The following is a 20,933-nucleotide window of genomic DNA, read 5'->3' as shown; positions in this document are numbered from 1 at the left end:
AATACTAAGATTGTCATAGAGTTAAGAGGAAAAGAAGTTGATTGAACAACAAAATAAGCCACTTCCCAAAGTGCTACTAAAGTTGATTGAGAATAGTCAAAACTATCCTGATAAGGTGGCTTTCACGTTTATCGAAGCGCAAGGTGAAGTAGAACTTACTTTTAAAGAGCTGGAACATCAAGCGAGAGTAATGGCTAAGCAGCTCTTAGATAACGGAAAGAAAGGCGATAGAGTTGCACTTCTACTTCCAAATGGAGCGGCATATATTATCTCGATGTATGCATGTATGTTTGCTGGCTTGGTATCAGTCCCCCTCTATCCCGCAAGAGCGAAAGATAAGCACTCCAGAATCGATGCTGTTGTTGATAACTGTAATTCAACTATCATAGTTACATTAAGTGATAATCTTGAAAATACAAAAGCTTACTTTGACAGTAGCAGCTATGATTTTCACAGTAACATCGTAACGTTTGAAGCATTGTTAGAAGGTGATGCGATAGAAATTGACACCCAAATTGATGCTGACGACATCTCATATCTACAGTATACATCAGGTTCTACAGGGATCCCGAAGGGAGCAATCATTACCTATGGAAACATCGCGGCAAACTTAGATGCATTAATTGCAGCGAGTGATAGCAGTGAAAAGGATGTTTTTGTAAATTGGTTGCCTCTGTTTCATGATTTAGGGTTAGTAAATACGCTATTCCTACCTGCTTATATTGGTGCCCAGTCAGTTATTATGTCTCCTTCTGACTTTATCAGAAACCCATTTTCGTGGTTGTCCGCCATTGATAAATATAAAGGGACGATATGTGGTGGTCCAAACTTCTCGTTTGATCATTGTTGTAAGCATGTTACGGATGAGCAGGTATCACAGCTAGACCTCAGCAGTTGGCAAGTTGCATTCAATGCTGGAGAGCCTATCAGGGCGAAGACTTTTGAGAAGTTTCACGATAAGTTTAAATTAGCAGGCTTTTCAAAAGAAGCTTACTATCCTAGCTATGGAATGGCTGAAATCACAGTGTTCTTAAGTGCACCACTGCGTGCTAATTGTGCAATAACAACTCACTTTTGTACCGAGTCCCTTGGTGCGGGAATTGCGAAGGCCTTGGATACTGGTGCAACAGCAGTAAACTCGACAACTCTTTTGGGGTGTGGTCAAACATATACAGACCATAGTGCAATCATTGTAGACCCCACAACACTTGAAATTTTACCAGATAATCAGATTGGTGAAATCTGGGCCAGTGGTAGTAGTGTGGCGCTAGGTTATTGGGGTCGAGAGGAAGAAACTGCTAAGACATTCGGTGCACAGCCAAAGGGGAGTGATGCCAAATACCTCAGAACAGGTGATTTAGGCTTTATCTATAATGGTGAAATATATGTCGCGGGTAGAATAAAAGATACCATCATCATCAACGGAACTAATTATTACCCACAAGATATAGAGTTTGTCGCAGAACAAGCGCTAGAAGGGTTGCCTCTTGGGAATGCTGCTGCATTTTCAATAGAAGATGAAGCAACAGAAAAGTTAGTGCTTGTGCAAGAGTTACGCCCAAGCAAAGATATCAAAGAAGAATTAGACTCGGTTATTCATAAAATCAGTGAGGCTATCAGTACACGTATAGGGCTAGATATTTACAGTATCAAGCTGGTACGCAAAGGTAGGCTTTTAAAAACCTCTAGTGGCAAAGTGAAAAGGCAAGCGACAAAAGAGTCATTCTTAAATGGAGATCTTGGAGAATATCATGGTGTAACATTTAAGGATACACCAAGTGAATTGGCAGATAATCTTGAATTAACTCGTCAGATACAAGCTAACGCTGTAGAGCGCACTACACTATTCGAATATTTACAAGCTGAGATATCATCTGTTACTAAACAGCCTATTGATAACGTGAGTTATGATAGTTCTTTATTGTCATTAGTGATGAATTCACTGCGAGCGTCGCAATTACAAGCTAGATTAGAAAGAACATTTTCCGTTTCCTTGCCACTTGCCGAATTACTCGCAGTTGCTAAGGTCAAAGACTTAATTGATACCATTTTATTAAAATTAAATAACGTTAAAACTGAGCAATCCATTGAACCTCAACAGATCATTGAAGGTAAGCTTTACCCTGCAAGCGCAAATCAAAGGTCTTTGTGGTCGCTACATCAAAGAACGCCATTACAAACAGCCTACAATATTCACTATGCCTTTAAGTTCGAGTCATCAAGCTTGGAGATTGATCGGGTAAAGTGTGCTTGGGATAAGGTGATTGCCAAACATGCGGCGTTACGTACGCAATTTCAATTTGCTGATGGCATCCTAAATCAAAAGATTTCTTCTGATCTCGGTGAATATTTTACGCACAAACACTGTAATAACTCTGTTGCAGTAGAGGACGCATTACGGCAAGCCGCTTCGTATCATTTTGATTTGGAGAATGGCCCTTTAATTAGAATTGAACTAATCAGTTCCAGTGAAGACAATTATTTAGCGATTACACTTCATCACATTGTGACAGATATGCACTCAATGATGATCTTAATCGAAGACTTCAAGTGCTTTTATACAGCCAATACAGTAGAGGAGTATGAACAAACGAACGCATTTTCTTATGTTGACTTTACACTGTGGCAAAGCAAAGTGGAGCGTTCTGAACCCTATCAAACGCAGCACGAATTCTGGCAAGATAGGTTAAGTAACGTAAACCCTAATCTAGAGCTAGTTACGGACTTTGTTCGTCCTAAATCATACTGTTATGATGGTGAAGTGGCCTCGTTGATGCTAAATAGCGATGAAAAAGAGGCTGTTAAGCAGTTTGCAGTGAGTAATAACATTACGATGAACCAGCTGCTTCTATCTATTTATTTTCTTTTCCTATATAGATATACAGGCCAAGATGACATTGTAGTTGGCACTCCAAGTATGGGTAGGCATCTTAGCTGTTTTAACTCAATAATTGGGTATTTTGTTAACCCTCTCCCTATTCGAAGCAGTTTAAGTCGAGATCTGACTTTCCAACAGCTACTCACAGATATAAAACAAAATCTATTGTCTGCAATGGCAAATAGCCAGGTACCGTTTGAACATATTGTAAATAGTACCCTAAGTACTCGGCTTGAAAATTTTGCACCCTTGTTCCAAACCATGTTTGTGTACCAAACAACCGATGCAAAAGACTATGAAGTACTTGATATACTGCTCAATAATAGTGGCGCACTTGCCTTGAGTGAAAATGAAAGACTGATCCCGGTGCAACGCGATAAGTCGACGGCTCAGTTTGATTTAATGTTAGAAGCAACAGAGTTCGATCAGAGTATAAAGTTAGAAATTAACTATAACACTTCCTTGTTTGAGCGTGCGACAGCTGAGAATATGCTCAACAGTATTAAAGAGTTGCTATTTGCAGTAATACAAAACCAGCATGAGACCTTAGATAAAGTCGCTATACTCAGTGAATCGCAGGAGCATAAAGTGGCAGCTATGCTGGCTCCTCGTAGACGCTTCAATAACGCATCAAATACCATTCAGTCTTTATTTGAAGCGCAAGTAGAAAGAGGGGCTGAGCAAATTGCTGTAGAGTCAACAAATGGCGATAAACTCACGTATCTTGAGCTCAATAAGCGAGCGAACCAGCTCGCTCGCCACTTGCAAGCGCAGGGCATTCGAGCTGGAGATAAGATTGCGCTGTTGATTGATAGAAACATTAATACCGTTGTTGCTATTCTTGCGGTATTAAAAGCTGGAGCTGCTTATGTCCCGCTCAATACGACTAATCCTTCGTCTCGTTTGGAGGGGATATTATTAGATGCTCAAGTTGATTTTATGATTTGTGAATCTAATACCGAACATACGATATTTGATGGTAAAAAATTCATTATTGATGCAGATGCTGAGTCACAAAAATTGGCAGAGTATAGTGGCCAAAACTTACAAGTTGATATTGAGAACAATGCATTAGCTTATGTAATTTATACATCTGGCTCTACCGGTAAGCCTAAAGGCGTGATGGTAACGCATAATAATGTCATGAGACTTATCGACTCAGCTTGTGAACTCTACTCTTTTTCAGATCAGGATGTATGGACTTTATTCCACTCTTATAGCTTTGACGTCTCAGTGTGGGAAATGTGGGGAGCCTTGTTTACAGGAGCTAAATTAATAGTGATGCCGCTTGAAATTGCTCGAGATTCCTTTGCAATGCGTAATTTAGTGCAACACTATGGGGTAACTGTACTTTCTCAAACGCCATCGGCTTTTTATCCTTTCATGGCTGTTGAAGGACTCGAAAGTTATCATCATGAACTCCGTTACGTGGTTTTTGGAGGAGAAAAATTAGAGCTACAGAAATTACAACCTTGGTTCGAAGCAAACTCAAACTCTCAAACCAAACTAGTAAACATGTATGGCATTACAGAAACTTGCGTCCACTCTACGTTTAAAGAAATTGGAGCGTCCGCATTAAAATCTACAGGTAACTTAATCGGCCAGCCTTTGGGTGATATTGGGATTTACATCTGTAATGACAGTATGCAAATACAGCCTTTTGGGGTGATCGGGGAGATGTACCTCACAGGGGATTGTGTCGCCAAAGGTTACTTAAATAATGAAACACTAACGAGTGAGCGATTCTTTAATCATCAGTTTCCTGGTCAACAAAGTTTACCAGTATACAAATCAGGAGATTTAGCGTATTTGCGACATGATGGCGAACTTTGTTATGTGTCTCGTGCAGACGATCAGGTCAAAGTGCGTGGCTTTAGAATAGAATTAGGAGAGATTGAAGGCTGTATTCAAGCGCTAGATGGTGTGAAAGAAGCCGCTGTTTTGTGCGTGACACATGATGAAAGCAAAAAGCTTGTTGGCTATGTTGTAGCAGATCAAGGGGTTGATTCTAAAGGTGTATTTACACATTTGAAAAGGTACCTACCGGATTATATGGTTCCTGCATCAATCATGATGCTCGATAATCTCCCACTTACTGCCAATGGTAAGTTAAATAAAAGAGCATTGCCTGAGCCTATTTATCATCATGGCAATGATGTTCAATCTGATACTGTACCTGTCACACCTTTGGAGCTTGAGTTACTGGATATTTGGGCCAGACTATTGAGCGTGCCGAAAGAGAATATTTCAAAAAATGATAGCTTTTTCTCTTTGGGTGGTGATTCAATCTTAGCTATTCAACTATCTTCTCAGGCTAAATTGGCTGGCTTATCACTTACACCAAATGATATTTTCAAGCACCCAACGATTGAAATGCAAGCCGTAGTAGGTGATAAGGAAAGTGAGGTCTTAATAGAATGTGAAACAGAATCTCGTAGTGCTCCACTCACTGCCATTCAAAAGTGGTTTTTCTCGTTGGATTTGGTTGACCATTCTCGTTGGACACAGTCACTAAGGCTAGAAGTGAAAGAAGGGATCTCAAAAGAGGTGTATCAAGCCGCATTTAAACAGCTGATACAAGCACATCGAATATTCAAAACTGGATTTTCAGGTGATGCTCAACACTACCTTGATGAGAATGCGCTTGCTTCTTTAGAATATAACACGGTAGGTTCTGCTCAGGAGGCCAGACTTCTTGAAGCTAAATTACAAGGTAGTCTGAATATTGAGACCGGTAATACTGTTGCTGCAAGTTATATTTGTTCACAAGACACTCCTGATTATATTTTTATTACTATTCATCATTTGATTGTCGATGCTGTTTCATGGCGGATCCTAATTGAAGACTTTTCCCATGCAATCTTAGATCGTGTTAATAATGTCGTGTCGGAGCGAAAAAATACGACTTCTTATTTTCAGTGGGCTGCGGAATTACATGCTTACAGCGACGTAGACTCGGTTGCCAAAGAGATCCCATATTGGCAAGGTGTTATTGATAAACACTACTCTGCTTTACCGTTTCGCTCCGAAATGCAAGCAACCTATGAAGAGCAGAAGAAAGTTACGGTTGAGTTAGGACAAAGTGAAACGCAGACATTGCTCAAAAAAGCCAAGGATACTTTCAATACAGAGATGCAAGATATATTGCTGAGTGCGCTTGGAATTGCATTACACTCATGGTCCGGTGGCTCTGACTTTATGATTGACTTAGAAGGGCATGGCCGCGCTAGTCTCAATGAACGTATTGATTTAAGCCGAACAATTGGCTGGTTTACAAGCATTTATCCATTCAGTCTACGTATTTCTGATCCCAGTGCTTTAGGGCAAACGGTAATTGAGACGAAGGAACGGTTAAGAAACGTGCCTGAAGCAGGATTTAATTACTCTGTGATCAATTATCTAGCTAATGACATACAACAAAATCATCGAGCCCCAATTTTGTTTAATTATCTTGGTCAGCTGGATTATTCACTACAACAAAGTGATGCGTTTAATAAAATACAGCTTGTTGAGGAGGGCGATAGAAATCCTGCCGACAAGAGAGCATACCCAATAGAGGTGCTTTCTAAGGTACAAGATGGTCAGCTTTGTATTGAGTTACTTTATGATGAGCTAACACTGAGTGAAACAACAGCTCGACAGTTGGTAAACGATATTCACACTCAGCTACAGCAATTTAGTCGTGTTTGTCTAGATCAAGATACGTGTTTTTATACGCCGAGCGATTTCCCGTTGATTGAACTGCCGGAGCATAAATTTAATTCACTAATTCATGATTTAAAACTGAGCACTAATAAAAAAATTAGCAATATATTGCCGACTACTGAAACGCAAGAGTCTATTTTATTCCATTGCCTATCCTCTTTGAACAAGAGCTTATACTTTGAACAAGTTAAGTTTAACTTTACAAAGAAACTAAATGCGCAATATTGGGCAGAAGCTTGGGAACAGGTAATTGAGAGGCATCAGATATTGAGGTCGGGTTTTGTCTATAAAAACTGTGCAAACCCACTGCTGGTTGTATATGAAGAGCAGCCATTCTCAATGACGGAGTATGACTTTAGTCACTTGGATGCGTCTACGAAAGTTACCTATCTTGCCAATGAATTAAATGCACAAAGGCAAAAAGGGTTCAATTTAGAAGATGTGCCATTGAGCCAATATCATTTATACAAAATGAGTGATTCATCATTCGTATTTGTCTGGAACTTCCACCATAGTATTCTTGATGGTTGGTCGATGGCCAACATTATCAAAGAAGTGCTTACTATATATGAGCAGCGTCTTGGTCGAGAGTTACAAGAGTTACCTGTTGCTGCAAAGCTAGAAGATTACGTTGAGTTTAAACTTACTAATACATCTAAAGAGAAAGAAACAGAGCGTTTTTGGTCTAATTATCTAAAAGGTATTTCTACGGCAACCACACTGCTCGCGGATAGGTACAATGACCCCAAACTAGATGAAGATCTTGAAGAAAAAGAGAATTTTGCTAAAGATTTTACACCTGCTCAAAGTGAAAAAATACATCGCTTTTTGACGAAGGAAAAGTTAACGCTTAATCACTTTATGCACACCCTGTACACTTTACTCATTGCCAGTCATAGCGGCAGTAAGGATATCATGTATGGCGAAACATACTCAGGCCGACCTGCTGAAGTTAAAGGGATTGAACAGTTGGCGGGTCTATTTGTTAAGTCTCTGCCAGTTAGGCAACGATTAGAGGCAGGTGAGACAATAAACTCCCTGTTGCAGAAGCAAAAAAGTGAGCAAAGCAGTAAAAATGGTCATTTAGATATTGAGCAAGATAGGCTATATAAATTGACTAACTTTAGTAGCTCACAGTTATTTGAAATTCTGTTGAACGTTAATAATTATCCAATTGATAATAAAACACTTGAACAGTCTACTTTGATAGATCTTCAGGATATTGAACATCATGGTGAAAGTCCGACAGCATTAACACTGATAGTAATACCACGAGATAATATACAGCTTTATTTCTGTTACGACGTTCGTCGCTTTTCTCGAGTAGCGATTACAAACTTACTGGATGATATTCATTATCTTGCAGAGCTGATATGTGACCAGCCAGATACATCAGTGACAGAAGTCTTGCAAAATCTAGATGAGCGTAAACGGAATCTGCGCTCAGCAACAAGCCGAAAACGAGTCATTAGAACAGGAACTTCTAGACGCGAACCTAGTAATATTTAGTAGAGAAATTGTATATGATTGAATTAAAAAGCAGCCCTAAAATGGCAAAAAGAACAATAACAAGAAGTCGTCAAGCTCCTATTTCTAGTTTAGATCTAGTGGCTTGTACTGAACTGTTTCAAGGTGACTCTTATGCACTGTTAATCACCCCCCAGGTTCCAGGCGTTAGCCTTAAAGATTGGACTCGTACGAACCAAAGCTTTATTGATCAAAAACTTTTGCAGCATGGTGCAATATTGTTTAGAGGCTTTGATGTTTATGGTGATAAGGAGTTTGTTGAATATGTTCGAGACTCACAGTATCAATTAATTGAATATGTAGAACGTTCTTCACCCAGAAAGACGATCGCGAATAATGTGTTTACTTCAACATTGTACCCAGATGATGAAACTATCGCGTTACACAATGAAAATACAGCGTCAATTTCATTCGCATTAAAAGTATGGTTCTTCTGTGAAGAAGAGCCGATCACTGGGGGAGCTACACCAATAGGTTGCAGCAAGCGTATATTGCAACATATAGACCCAGATGTATTAGATAAGTTTAGAAAAGTAGGCTGGACACTACATCGAAATTATGGAAAGTATTTGGCATATGATTGGAAAGATGCTTTCGCTGGACGTTCTAAAAGTGAAGTTGAAGAATACTGCCGTGTGAATCAAATTGACTTTCGATGGAAAGAAGACGACGGCCTCTTCACTAGCCAAACTCGCTCTGCCACGATTATTCACCCGCAGACTAATGAAGAATGTTGGTTCAATCACATTGCCTTCTGGCATCGTGCAAATTTGCCACCGTTTGTACTTGAAAGCATGTTAAGTCAAGTGGGTGAAGAAGGGTTACCATTTGATACCTTGTACGGTGACGGTACAAGGATCCCAGATGATGTAGCGAGACACTTGAAAGAAGCATATTTAAAAGAAAAGAAAATGTTTGATTGGCAAAAAGGGGATGTACTACTTATTGATAATGTGCTCTCTGTTCACGGAAGGGAGGCATTTACAGGCCCAAGAAAAGTACGTGTAGCCATGGCTGACCTTTATTCAAGACCTGAATTTTAATAATAATAATTAGGAGAAAATTATGTCTGATGGATTTCTGACTTCACCACAGCAGAGGGATCTTTTTCAAATACTTGAGCATGATCGCTCTGGTGCACAAATTGTAGTAGAGCTTAAAGGTAGTGTAGATATTGCTGCTTTAAAAGAATCTTTAAGCACTGTCGTGGAAAGGCATGAGATCTTTCAGACAGATTACACTGTTATTCCAGGGATGAAGTACCCACTGCAAGTGCTAGCGGGAGCAAACCTCGAATGGAGCGAGCATGAATTGAGTGAATCGTCGCTAACAGAGATTGCTAAAGTACAAAATGAAGAGTTCCAAAAAAGTGGTAATAGCAGCACAGTATATATCTCTTTAGTAAAAGAAGCCGAGAATAAGCATCATATCATTCTTTGCTGTCATGCCCTGGCTATGGACTACCAAGCCGTAATGACTATGCTAAAAGAGTGGTCCTATTGCTACGATGCTATACACGGATCAGGGTGTCCTGAACTGGAGGAGCCTCTACAGTATATCGACTATGCAGCATGGTTAGATGAGCTTCAAATGTCAGATGATGCTTTTGAAGGAAACAAGTTCTGGAGCAATTATTGCAAAGACTTTTCCCCACGTTTTAGCTTTGCGCTTGAAGAGCCAACAACAGAGCGTGCGTACACCCAACACAGTCAAGTTGTTAACTTACCTAGTGTGTATACAGAGCAGCTTAATGCGTATTGTTCACAACATGATTTGCGGGCTCAAGACGTGCTTTGCTCGATGTGGCTTTTAATTGTCTCACGCATGAGTGGGCAATCCAATCAAGCTGTCTCATTCAGGGTTGAAGGGAGAGATGATGAGCAGCTACAAAGTGTCATGGGTATAGTTCAAAAAGACATACCAATTTGTGTGGACATCACTGAGTTTAAATCATTTTTACCACTTGTTAAGCAACTTTCTAGGCAGTTAACTTCTATTCAAAGTTGGCAAGACTTTTATAAATGGCCTGAGTGTTGGAGAGAAGAAGCATTGGAATCGTTAGATATCGGTTTCGCTTTTTATAACAGCGCCTCTACACTTACTTGTTCCAACAGCGAGTTAAGTTGGGCCCCTAAACATATCCAGCTGGCTCCTTCTCTACACAAGCTAGCTTTGCATGCCGAAGTAAACATCGACAATAATATCGAGCTATGTTGGCGCTTTGACAGTAATGCTTATACTGAACAAGTAATCCAACAAATAAACAATGCGTTTATTACCCAAATGCGTTATTTGTTATCAGCACAAGTTGATGGGTTGCACAATATACCGATATTCGAGTTAGAAGAAGCAGCGCTAGATAATACCAAAGTTAAAACATCGACAGGCAATACAGTAAACAAAGCGATCCACCAACTAGTTGCAGAGCAAATCAAACAATGCCCCGATAAAGTGGCACTAGAGCATGATTCGGACACGCTTAGCTATCAAGAATTGGGTAATTGGGCGAATGCTATTGCGCAAAAGTTAGATGACAATGGGGTAGAAAAAGGGGAAGTAGTTGCCGTTTTTGCACCGCGTTCATTTTTACTGATCGCTGCTATGTTAGGGATTTCAAGAGCAAATGCAGTCTATTTACCACTGGATACTGAGTACCCAGAAGAACGCATCAAATACATGATTGAAGATTCAAACGTCAGCAAGGTTATTTGTTTAGCAGATGATCAACAACAGCTAGAGAAATACAACTTACAGCTGATTACGGTTAATAAACCCTGTGAATCAATAGCATACAATAAAAATCATGAATATTGTCAAGATGACGATGCCTATATGATTTATACGTCTGGCTCGACAGGGAACCCAAAAGGGACTTTAATACCACATCACTCAGTGATAGCACATACATTATCCATGATTGAGTACTATCAAATGAGCGGAGCTGATCGTTCGCTCTTATTTGCACCAGCAAACTTTGATCCATCTATTGAACAAATCTATGTTGCGTTGGCGAGTGGAGCGACACTATGTATTAGAGGGCCCGTTGTTTGGAGTCCTGCTGAGTTAGCTGAAAAGATTGCACAGTATCAGTTGAGCGTGGTTAATATACCTACAGCATATTGGAATCATGTGGTTGATGATTGGCAAAACTTACCATCACTTGAAAAGGTAAGTAGCCTAAGGCTCATGATCGTCGGTGGAGATCGGATGGTAGCTGACAAAGCGAATAGTTGGAACGAGCTATTTGAAAACACTGTCAGATTAATAAATGCTTATGGCCCAACGGAAGCAACGGTAACGGCACTGGCGCATGAAGTTGGTCGCGACCAAAGTAACGCTATCTCAATCGGGCAGCCGTTACAGGGAAGGGAGGCTTATATCTTAGATGAAAAAATGAACCCTTTGCCCCCAGGCTTTGTTGGCGAGCTATATTTAGGTGGGATGAGCCTTGCTAAAGGCTATATAAACCGTGATGAAGAAACACGTGCTAAGTTTGTAACCTGTGAAATTGGCTCACAACGGAAGCGATTGTATCGTACAGGTGACAGAGGGTATTACGACATAGATGGTTTATTCTACTTCACCGGCCGAAACGATGCGCAGTTGAAAGTTCAGGGCTATCGCGTTGAGCTTGGTGAGATTGAATCGCAGGTACATGCTATTGCAGGAGTTACAGAGGCGGTTGTTATAGGACACCCATCGAACGGTGATGCAGATAGTGTTGAGCTTATGGCATTCTTCACGGCTGAAGCTGCCACAATAGATGTAGAGCAGCTGAAGAACACGCTAAAAAGCAAAATGCCGGACTATATGATACCCAATGCACTATTTCAGGTTGAAAGCTTTCCGATGACACCGAGTGGAAAAGTGGACAGAAAAGCTTTGGTAAGCGAAATAGATAAGTATCAAAAGGAAGAAAGTCGACCCTACCTTGCGCCAACAACAGAAACAGAAGCTGTATTAGCTAAGGTATGGGAGAGTGTCTTTTCACAAGACAAGGTGAGTATCAATAGTAGCTTTTTTGGGCTATATGGAAACTCTCTCAAAGCAATGAGGATGATTGCAAACATTCGTGACGCATTGGAAGTTAAGCTGACAATTAAAGAAATATATGATTCAGAAAGCTTAGCGTCGATGGCCGCACTTATTGATGAGAAAAAAGGTAAAGCGACGAGTAAACAAACTCAGTTGCCTGAGATTAAGCAGCTCAGCGGCACAGAGGATATTCCTTTATCTTATGGTCAAGAGCGAATGTACTTCCTTGATAAAATTGGTGAAAGTACAAAGTACCATATGACAGGCTTTGTTAAGATTAGTGGCCAGATTGATACTAAGGCTTTGGAAAAAGCCATTGCTTACACAATAGCAAGACACGATTCGCTGCGAACTAAGTTTAGTGAGTTAGGCGAGCGACTTTGCCAAATTGTGGAGCCACATATTCAGCTTCCATTACAACAGCTAGATATGTCTACAGAGGCTGATATTACTGATCTATCAAGCTATAGAGCGACATTAGAAAGCTGGGTTGAAAAACCATTTAACCTTGGTGAGTTGCCCTTGATCCGTGCATTACTTGTTCGTTTTGCAGAAGATAAATGGGTATTAGGACTATGTATGCACCATATTGTGGCAGATGGGTTGTCTCTGAATATTATTCTTGATGATATCACGTCTAGCTATAGAGATTTTGTACAACAAAAAGATGTGGAGGTCGTGCATCCTGCCATTCAATATACTGACTATGCGAAGTGGCAGCGCGACTTTATCAACGAGAAGACATTAGCTAATGAAGTGAAGTTTTGGAATAAGGAATTAAGTGGCTATCAAAACTTAGAAATGCTAACAGATCACCCAAGACCTAAAGTACTGTCAGGTAAAGGGGAGCGAGTACTTTTCAATCTAGACAAAGGACAATTTGATTCCTTAAAATCTCTATGTGATAGCCGTCAATTAACCGTATTTAGTATGTTAATCAGTGCGGTTCATCTCCTTTTACAACGATATTCAAATCAAACGGATTTTTGTCTGGGTATCCCGGTTGCAAATCGAGAGCAATCTCAAATCCAAGATACTGTTGGACTATTTTTAAATACAGTCGCATTTAATTTAAAAGGTATTTCTCAAGACAGTTCGGTTGGCCGTTTTCTTGAAACAACACAGGAGAAGATGCTAGAGGTACAGTCCAACCAAGCTCTGCCTTTTGAAAAGGTTGTAGAGCTCGTTGAGCCTGACAGAGACCTTAGCAGAAACCCCCTATTCCAAGTATTAGTTAACTATCTTGACCTAAATAATAATATTGACTTTGCAGGGTGTGATGCCGAGCTGATAGAGCCATTACAAATATCGGCCAAATTTGATTTAACTTTTGACTTTGCCAATACGGATGCTGGTGGGCTTGAACTACAAATCGAGTATTCTCAGGACTTATATAACAGAAGTACAATTGACAAAATTGGTGAGCAACTATTATACCTATTAGAATCGCTACAAGCGCAGTGGCTAAGTCCAATAAAGGATATTTCATATCTAAGTGAAGCGGATAAAAACGCTATCTTAAGTCACAGTAGAGGTAAGAAAAGCGATTTAGCTGCTACATCTGTGAAAGACTTATTTGCTCAGCAAGTTCAGGTATCTGGCCATAAAACGGCGATCAAATGCGAAGGGATGGAATTTAGCTATGAAACCCTAGATGCTCGAAGCAACCAAGTGGCAAATATGCTGCTCCAGTCTTCTCAGTTTGTACAAGGAGACTTTGTCGGTATTTTGATGGAGCGCTCTGAGAATATATTGATCACCATGTTAGGGATCATCAAAGCGGGAGGTGCGTTTGTTCCTTTAGATCCTACCTATCCAGCTGAGCGATTGGGATATATCGTTAAAAATAGCGACATGCGTTTAGTGATTTGTAGTGACACGCTAAGTGTTCAGGCAAGCCAGTATGGAGATGAGGTCACAGTATGCCGTATAAGCGAAACTGAGCATCTCAGTAGAGCTGCTGCCAGTAAAAAGTTAGAGCAAGAGCAACTGGCATACGCAATTTACACATCGGGTAGTACAGGAAAGCCTAAAGGGGTTCAAATATCACATGGAAGCTTTGTAAACTTCTTGATGAGTATGCAAGTAGAGCCTGGGTTTAACCGTGACGACTCCATTCTTGCCATTACACCATACAGCTTTGATATAGCGCTACTTGAGCTCTTTTTGCCTATTGTATCAGGTGGAACTTGTGTGATTGGCTCAAACGCTCAGTTAGCTAATATTGAGTCATTGGCGAACACCATCTCTGATGTCAAACCCAGCGTATTACAAATGACGCCTTCAACTTGGAGTGCATTGCTCAATTTCGGTATTGACCTCCCTAACAGCATTCGTGCGCTCTGTGGTGGTGAAAGCATGCCAACACAACTGAAGCGTCAGTTGTTAGATGTGACGAGTGATGCCTGGAATATGTACGGCCCAACAGAAACGACTATTTGGTCATCTTGCACTAAAATTAGTCGTGACGAGTCTGTTGCGTTAGGTCAGCCTATCTTGAATACAGACTTGTATATTCTTGATGAGAACCTTTCATTAAGCCCACAAGGCGCGCAGGGAGAAATTTATATTGGTGGTGCCGGCCTCTCAACTGGTTATATTGCTCGTGATGATTTAAATAGCCAGAGCTTTATAGACTCACCTTGGGGTCGATTATTCAAAACAGGAGACATGGGCCGTTGGGTCGGTGAACGAGATAACTTAAGTGTGCAGTATCTTGGCCGAAAGGATACTCAAGTTAAAGTTCGTGGATTTAGGATTGAGCTGAGCGAAATTGAATCAATCCTTGAGCAACAGGCTGATGTCTCTGCAGCAGTCGCTATGATTAGTGGCAAAGGAGATATGACCACATTAGAAGCGTTTGTGCAGGTAATTGATGGCGGAAGTGTTGATACGCAAAGTTTGCTAACAATATTAAAGCAGCAGCTACCGCATTACATGGTACCTAATTATATTCAGCTACTTGAGCAACTTCCGAAAACACCAAGTGGTAAAGTGGATAGAAAGGCGTTAGCTAATCAGTTTACTGTCGCAAACGAGGTGCAAACATACGAGCTACCAAAGTCTAAAACAGAGCAAGAGCTATCGGTAATGTGGTGTGACGTTCTTGGTGTCTCACACGTGAGCAAAACAGACGGGTTTTTCAAACTAAAAGGCCACTCATTAAAATTGGCCAGTCTGTATAAACGGATCAAGGCCCACTTTGATGTAACCTTTTCACTGCGAGATCTGTTTGAAGCAGATTCATTAGAGCAGATGGCAAGCTTGATCGATAGGCATACATCAGGGGGGAATAAACAAGAGGCAATAATCCGTAATACATCAGCAACAGAGGGGCCGCTTTCTTTTGCTCAGCAAGGCTTATGGCTAGCAGATCAAATAGATAACCATCACACTAGGTATAATAATGTTGCAGCTATTGCCTTAACTGGCTCGCTCAATACTGCGAAGCTTGAGCAAGCAATCAATTGTGTGGTGGAAAAACATGCGGTACTGCGCACTGCGATTATGATGGATGTAGAAAAAGGCATCCCTCATCAAAAACTGGCTGCAATTGGAACTGTTGCATTACCAATTGAGCCGCTGCACCACCTACCGGAGTTTGAACAGCCGGATGCCATCAATAAAGTAGTTACCGAAGAGGAAGCTTACCAGTTTAACTTATCTGCTGCGCCTTTATGGCGGGCTCGTTTATTACAGCTCTCACCAGAGAAGTTTATTTTGGTGCTTAACTTCCATCACATTATTACTGATGGTTGGACAACGCGTCTGTTCATCAGTGAGTTGTGTCGCTTCTATGAGCAAGGACATAATGAGCAATCTACTACAGATACCTGCGATTCTGTAAGCTATATTGACTACGCCGTTTGGCAAAGAGATACGCGTAAAGATGAGCTCCAACAGCTACGCTTTTGGCAACAGTATTTGGCAGATATGCCAAACACGATGCTAGCACTGAGTGATAAGTCTGTACCGCAAGCCGGTGACGTGATTACAGGCTCCCAACAGTATGAGTTAGGCGCTGATTTGACGTCACAGCTAAGACGATTTAGTGATCAGACACACTTTTCACCATTTATGCTGCTTCAAACCGCATTCAATCTTGCGCTTGCAGCATTAACTGGAGAAAAAGATATTGTTATCGGGACAGATGTGGCAAATCGTGAGCATTATCAACTTGAGAATACAATGGGTTTCTTTGTAAATCAGGTGGCATTGAGAAATGCTGTAGATCATGACAGCAAGGTCTCAGAATTTCTTGATCAGGTTAAATCTAACACCTTAGATGTGTTGAGTAATCAAGAGGTGCCATTTGAAAAAGTTGTCAATCATCTAAGAGGAACGCAAGCAAATAGAAAGTCACCGATTTTTCAGATCAAGCTATTTTTAGATCAAGCGCCAGACACCGAAATTGCATTAGAAAACGTGCATTGTGAAGTTTTAGATATCGGTGAGCCCAAAGCTCGTCTTGATTTAACACTAGGTCTATTAGAGTATTCAGATACGATAAAAGGTAAGCTTGTCTATAATGCGAATGTGATAAGCGAAAAGCGAGTTGATGAACTATTGGCAAGCTTTGAAGCTGCATTAAGACAGATTGCAGCAGGCGCAGATACAGTAAAAGTAGGTGAGTTAATTAATTCTCTGCAACAAAATCTTGCGACACAACGGCAGAATCAAGAAAATGCACTACTAGAAAAACAGTCAACACTTAAGATAACAGGGCGCCGCAGGGGGGCGGATAATAACGGTTCTGCGATTGTATTAACGCCCCCAAGCAACATCAGTGAGCCAATGTCTATCAGTGCTTCACAGCCTGGTGTGAACTTAAGGAATTGGATAAATAGCAATAAAGCTATTGTAGATTCTTATTATTCACGGTATGGTGCTATTCTATTTAGAAATTTCAATGTTGGATCAGTAGAAAACTTCTCCAGCATAGCTAACCTGCTAATCAGTGATTTAGTTGAAGATAATGGCGAGCACAACCCAGTTGATGGTCACGCGACTGTACAGACTCCAGTTCAGTACTCGAGCGAACATCATTTGTTGTGGCACAATGAAAATACATTTAATAGCACATGGCCTTCTCGAATTATGTTTGGGTGCCAAGTCGCCGCCCTTGAGGGGGGAGAAACGCCACTGGTAGACACGAATGCGGTTTATCAAGCTTTACCTGTTGAGGTTGTTGAAAAGTTTAAACAGCATGGTGTGATGTATGTTCGAAATTATTCTCGTACTGATGATGTAGGCTTAGGTTGGGAGAGCGTATTCTGTACAACCGATAAAGCAATTGTTGAAAGAAAATGTAAAGAGCAAAACATCCGCTTTGAATGGCTAGAGAAAGACAAGCTGCGGACTTATGCGGTAAGACCTGCTTTTGTAACAGACCAAGAAAATAAATGTTATTGGGTAGCTCAAATCCAGCATTGGCACTTTTCTTGTTTGGATGACAATACTAGGCAATCAATAGCGACTGTTTACAGCGAAAGTGAATATCCTCGTAACTGCTATTTTGGTAATGGGGACAAAATAGAAGATGGGTTTGTATCAGATTTATTAGCGCTATATAAAAAGCTTGAATCGTCATTTGCTTGGCAGGACGGCGATGCTTTATTAGTCGATAATGTCATGATGGCTCATGGGCGAAACCCGTATAAAGGTGACAGAAAGCTTCTTGTATCAATGGGCAACCTAATCACATTTGAAAGCTAAGGGTAATATTTTGAACGAAAATTGTTATGCAATGACAATTCAGCAACGCAACCTCTGGGCTCAACGCCCGGAGGTTGTAACTGAAAAGTATAATTCAGTGTCAATAATCATCAATGGTATTATTGATAGACAGCGGCTTAGAGACAGCTTACATGAAGTGATTAATGAACATGAATCACTGCGTATGGAGCTGGTACATGATGAGCTGTATCATCAGCCAAGACAGAGTGTCGTATCACCTAAATTAATATGGCAGGAGACGCCAGAGGGTGATGATAATCAAATACCTACAAGTGGAAGCTACGGCGTTCATGCGACACTAACAGCACTCGCGATTGATAAACATCAGCTAGCTATCCGTGTGCCAGTATTGTTTACAGATAGCCAGAGTTTACAGAATATCTTTAAGCAATTAGTTTCTCGGTACAATGGTAAAGCTCCCTCATTGGCTTCAACAGAATATATTGATTATGGACTTTGGCAGCAAGAAATGATTGAACAAGACAATCAAGCTACCGAATTTTGGTCATATCATGAAAATGAAGTCGAGGATATTCAAGCACCTTCTGAGCGTGGTAATTATGAAGTTGGATTACCTGATTCAGTCGAAAGTAATATTGTTCTAGCGCAGTGGGCTGGTGTATTGGCTCAGTACTCGGGGAACAACCCATTATCTATCAATGTGGTACTAGACGGTCGTGTGAACCCAGAGCTTCGAGATGCGGTGGGCTTGTATGCGCGAGCGCTACCTCTACAGCTAACCATAGGTGAAACTGAATCTGTAAAAGATGTTGCGTTGCAACTCGCCGATAAGCTCAAGGCGAACAGCGCGTATCAATTATATGCACCTGAAGCGATCAGTAGTTCTATGGCATTTGCTTTTCAAGAGATACAAATTCACAATGTGCAGGCTTCTGAAGGGGCTGAGTTCGTTATTGTAGATCTAGACTGTTGCCATACTTATCAAGGCATTGTGCTAAAGTTGCTTTGTTTTGAAAATGGCAAAAGAGTAGCCAAGTTTGATTATGCAGAAGATCAATACACGACAGAACAGATTGAAGACTTAGCTAATATGCTCTTATGTGCGTTGTCTCATCAAGATGACGATAAGGCACTGTTGGCGACTCAGCTTTTAGATGCTGAAAAAGAGCAAAGCTTACTGTCACAGCTTAACCCTACACCATCTACCACACCTAACTTGACGAGTTTGTTTTCTGACTCTTTTGCTGCATATGCAAAAGATATCGCTGTAACAAATGGTGAGGTTAGTTATGATTATGCCACGCTAGGCTCCGATGTGGGTAAATGTATAGCCTTTCTAACATCCCATGGCTACGGACGTGGCGACACGATAGGTGTGATGTTGCCTCGAAGCTATGAGTTACTTGTACTTCTCCTTGCATCTATATATTCAGGAGTTAGCTATTGCGCCATTGACCCTAAAACAAAGGGTAAACGTCTAGAGCGTTTGCTGACAGGTCTCAAATGCACGTTTGTGAAGCACTCCTGTGTAGAGGTGCTAGATAGTGTATGTCACGACACGAAGGTCTTTGATATTGATTCGGCATGGCAAAGTATTAGTGAATGTTCTGAGGTCTTGCTGCAAGATATCACTGACAACACTGATATTGCATATCGACTTTATACTTCTGGTTCTACAGGTGAACCAAAAGGGGTCGAAGTAACTCGTCAAGGGCTCGCAAATTATTTATCTTATGCAGCTAAGCATTACTTATCTCATCAAGGTAACAGCTTAGTTCATACCGCCATAAGCTTCGACCTGACTGTAACCTCGTTGTTTTCTCCTTTACTTGTTGGTGGCAGCGTTCAGCTGGTTGAGGGCGATGAGACTGATGATTTTAAACGTGCGCTGGTTGATATCAAAAATATCAACTTACTTAAAATTACCCCATCACACCTGAAGCTAGTAAACAGCTGGCTCGCCTCAGGGGAGTTGGAAAGCCTTTGTATAACCCATTTGGTTGTTGGTGGCGAATCCTTACAGCATGAAGATTTGGCTCCTTTGTTCCAACACAATCCAGATATCAAGGTGTTCAATGAATATGGCCCCACAGAAGCAACTGTAGGTTGTTGTGTAGCTAGATTAGAGCGTGGTGGTAAGGGCAACGCTGCAATTGGTCTGCCAATCGACAATATGCAAATGTATGTGCTAGATAACGCCCTGCGAGTTGCACCTTATGGTATTGCTGGTGAAGTTTATATTGGTGGTACAGGACTTGCTGCCGGCTACTTTGAAAAAGAACAACTCACGCGTGAGCGCTTTTTGACAGTGCGTATAGCTGGCGAGGATAAGCGACTATATAAGTCGGGTGACGTTGCTAAGTTAAATCGCACGAAACAAGGTGCAGAGTTAGTATTTCTAGGACGTAATGATCGACAAATTAAGATTAATGGCTATAGAATTGAGCTAGATGAGATTGAGCGCGTTATTAGTCAAGTTAGCGGTAAGAATACCTTGGTTACTACTCGAGAAAATCAACTATCCAAATTGTCGATTTGTGCTTTTCTAGAGACTCCAGAGCAGGATCTAGAGGAAACGCTACCGTATCAATTAGAGGAATTTCTTCCACACTATATGATACCCGACAAAGTGATAACCTTAGATGCGTTCTCGCTTAACACCAACGGTAAAGTCGATATTCAAAAGCTGTTGGCTCATGCAGATTCAAAGCTTAGTAACGTTGCGTATGTAGAACCTAATACGCCCCTTGAAGCGCAGTTGGTGAGTATTTGGCAAGAGAGCTTAAAGGTTGAGCGAATAGGGATAAACGATAACTTTTTTTCCTTGGGTGGAGATTCTATTCGAGTAGTACAGATTGTTGGAGGTGCTAAAAAGCAACAATTGGAAATTTCTTCTGAAGATGTTTTTCAAGCGCCTACTATTGCAAAACTGGCCAACTTGATTGAAACGCGACAGAAACGTCAGGCTGCTGATGAAGCACAGCTAACAGAGCAGTTGCTAGCGGAAATAGAAATGCTTTCAGAAGAAGAAGTGGAGAGGCTTTTGGCTGAAGGCTAAAAGGTTTGGTAATCGGACAGGCAGAATAAGTAT

The 20,933-nt window shown here is 40.9% G+C and carries 4 protein-coding genes; all 4 read left to right on the top strand.

Annotated features, from left to right (window positions below):
* The first annotated feature begins 37 nt into the window (after window positions 1-37).
* The 4 genes from J8Z24_RS16635 (at window position 38) to J8Z24_RS16620 (ending at window position 20,900) form a co-directional block, all read left to right on the top strand.
* The gene (locus J8Z24_RS16635; RefSeq protein WP_252095055.1) at window positions 38-8,092 is read left to right on the top strand and encodes a non-ribosomal peptide synthetase; all 8,055 of its coding nucleotides are present in this window, start codon (window positions 38-40) and stop codon (window positions 8,090-8,092) included.
* A gap of 41 nt (window positions 8,093-8,133) precedes the next feature.
* Complete coding sequence (locus tag J8Z24_RS16630; protein ID WP_161972749.1) at window positions 8,134-9,153, top strand: TauD/TfdA family dioxygenase; 1,020 nt, start codon at window positions 8,134-8,136, stop codon at window positions 9,151-9,153.
* Window positions 9,154-9,175: 22 nt separating this feature from the next.
* Complete coding sequence (locus J8Z24_RS16625; protein ID WP_252095054.1) at window positions 9,176-17,860, top strand: non-ribosomal peptide synthetase; 8,685 nt, start codon at window positions 9,176-9,178, stop codon at window positions 17,858-17,860.
* Window positions 17,861-17,957: 97 nt separating this feature from the next.
* Window positions 17,958-20,900 carry a non-ribosomal peptide synthetase gene (locus tag J8Z24_RS16620; protein WP_252095053.1) on the top strand — a complete coding sequence of 981 codons (2,943 nt, stop codon included), beginning with the start codon at window positions 17,958-17,960 and terminating at the stop codon, window positions 20,898-20,900.
* Window positions 20,901-20,933 lie beyond the last annotated feature (33 nt).

The organism is Pseudoalteromonas sp. SCSIO 43201, from assembly GCF_023716725.1.
GTDB lineage: Bacteria > Pseudomonadota > Gammaproteobacteria > Enterobacterales > Alteromonadaceae > Pseudoalteromonas > Pseudoalteromonas peptidolytica.
Note: the sequence above shows the minus strand (reverse complement) of the source record. Positions and strands in the feature narration are given on the sequence as shown.

Excerpts from the sequence above, each read along its gene's own strand:
- J8Z24_RS16630 (WP_161972749.1), top strand. The coding sequence starts at position 8,134 with ATGGCAAAAAGAACAATAACAAGAAGTCGTCAAGCTCCTATTTCTAGT.
- J8Z24_RS16625 (WP_252095054.1), top strand. The coding sequence starts at position 9,176 with ATGTCTGATGGATTTCTGACTTCACCACAGCAGAGGGATCTTTTTCAA.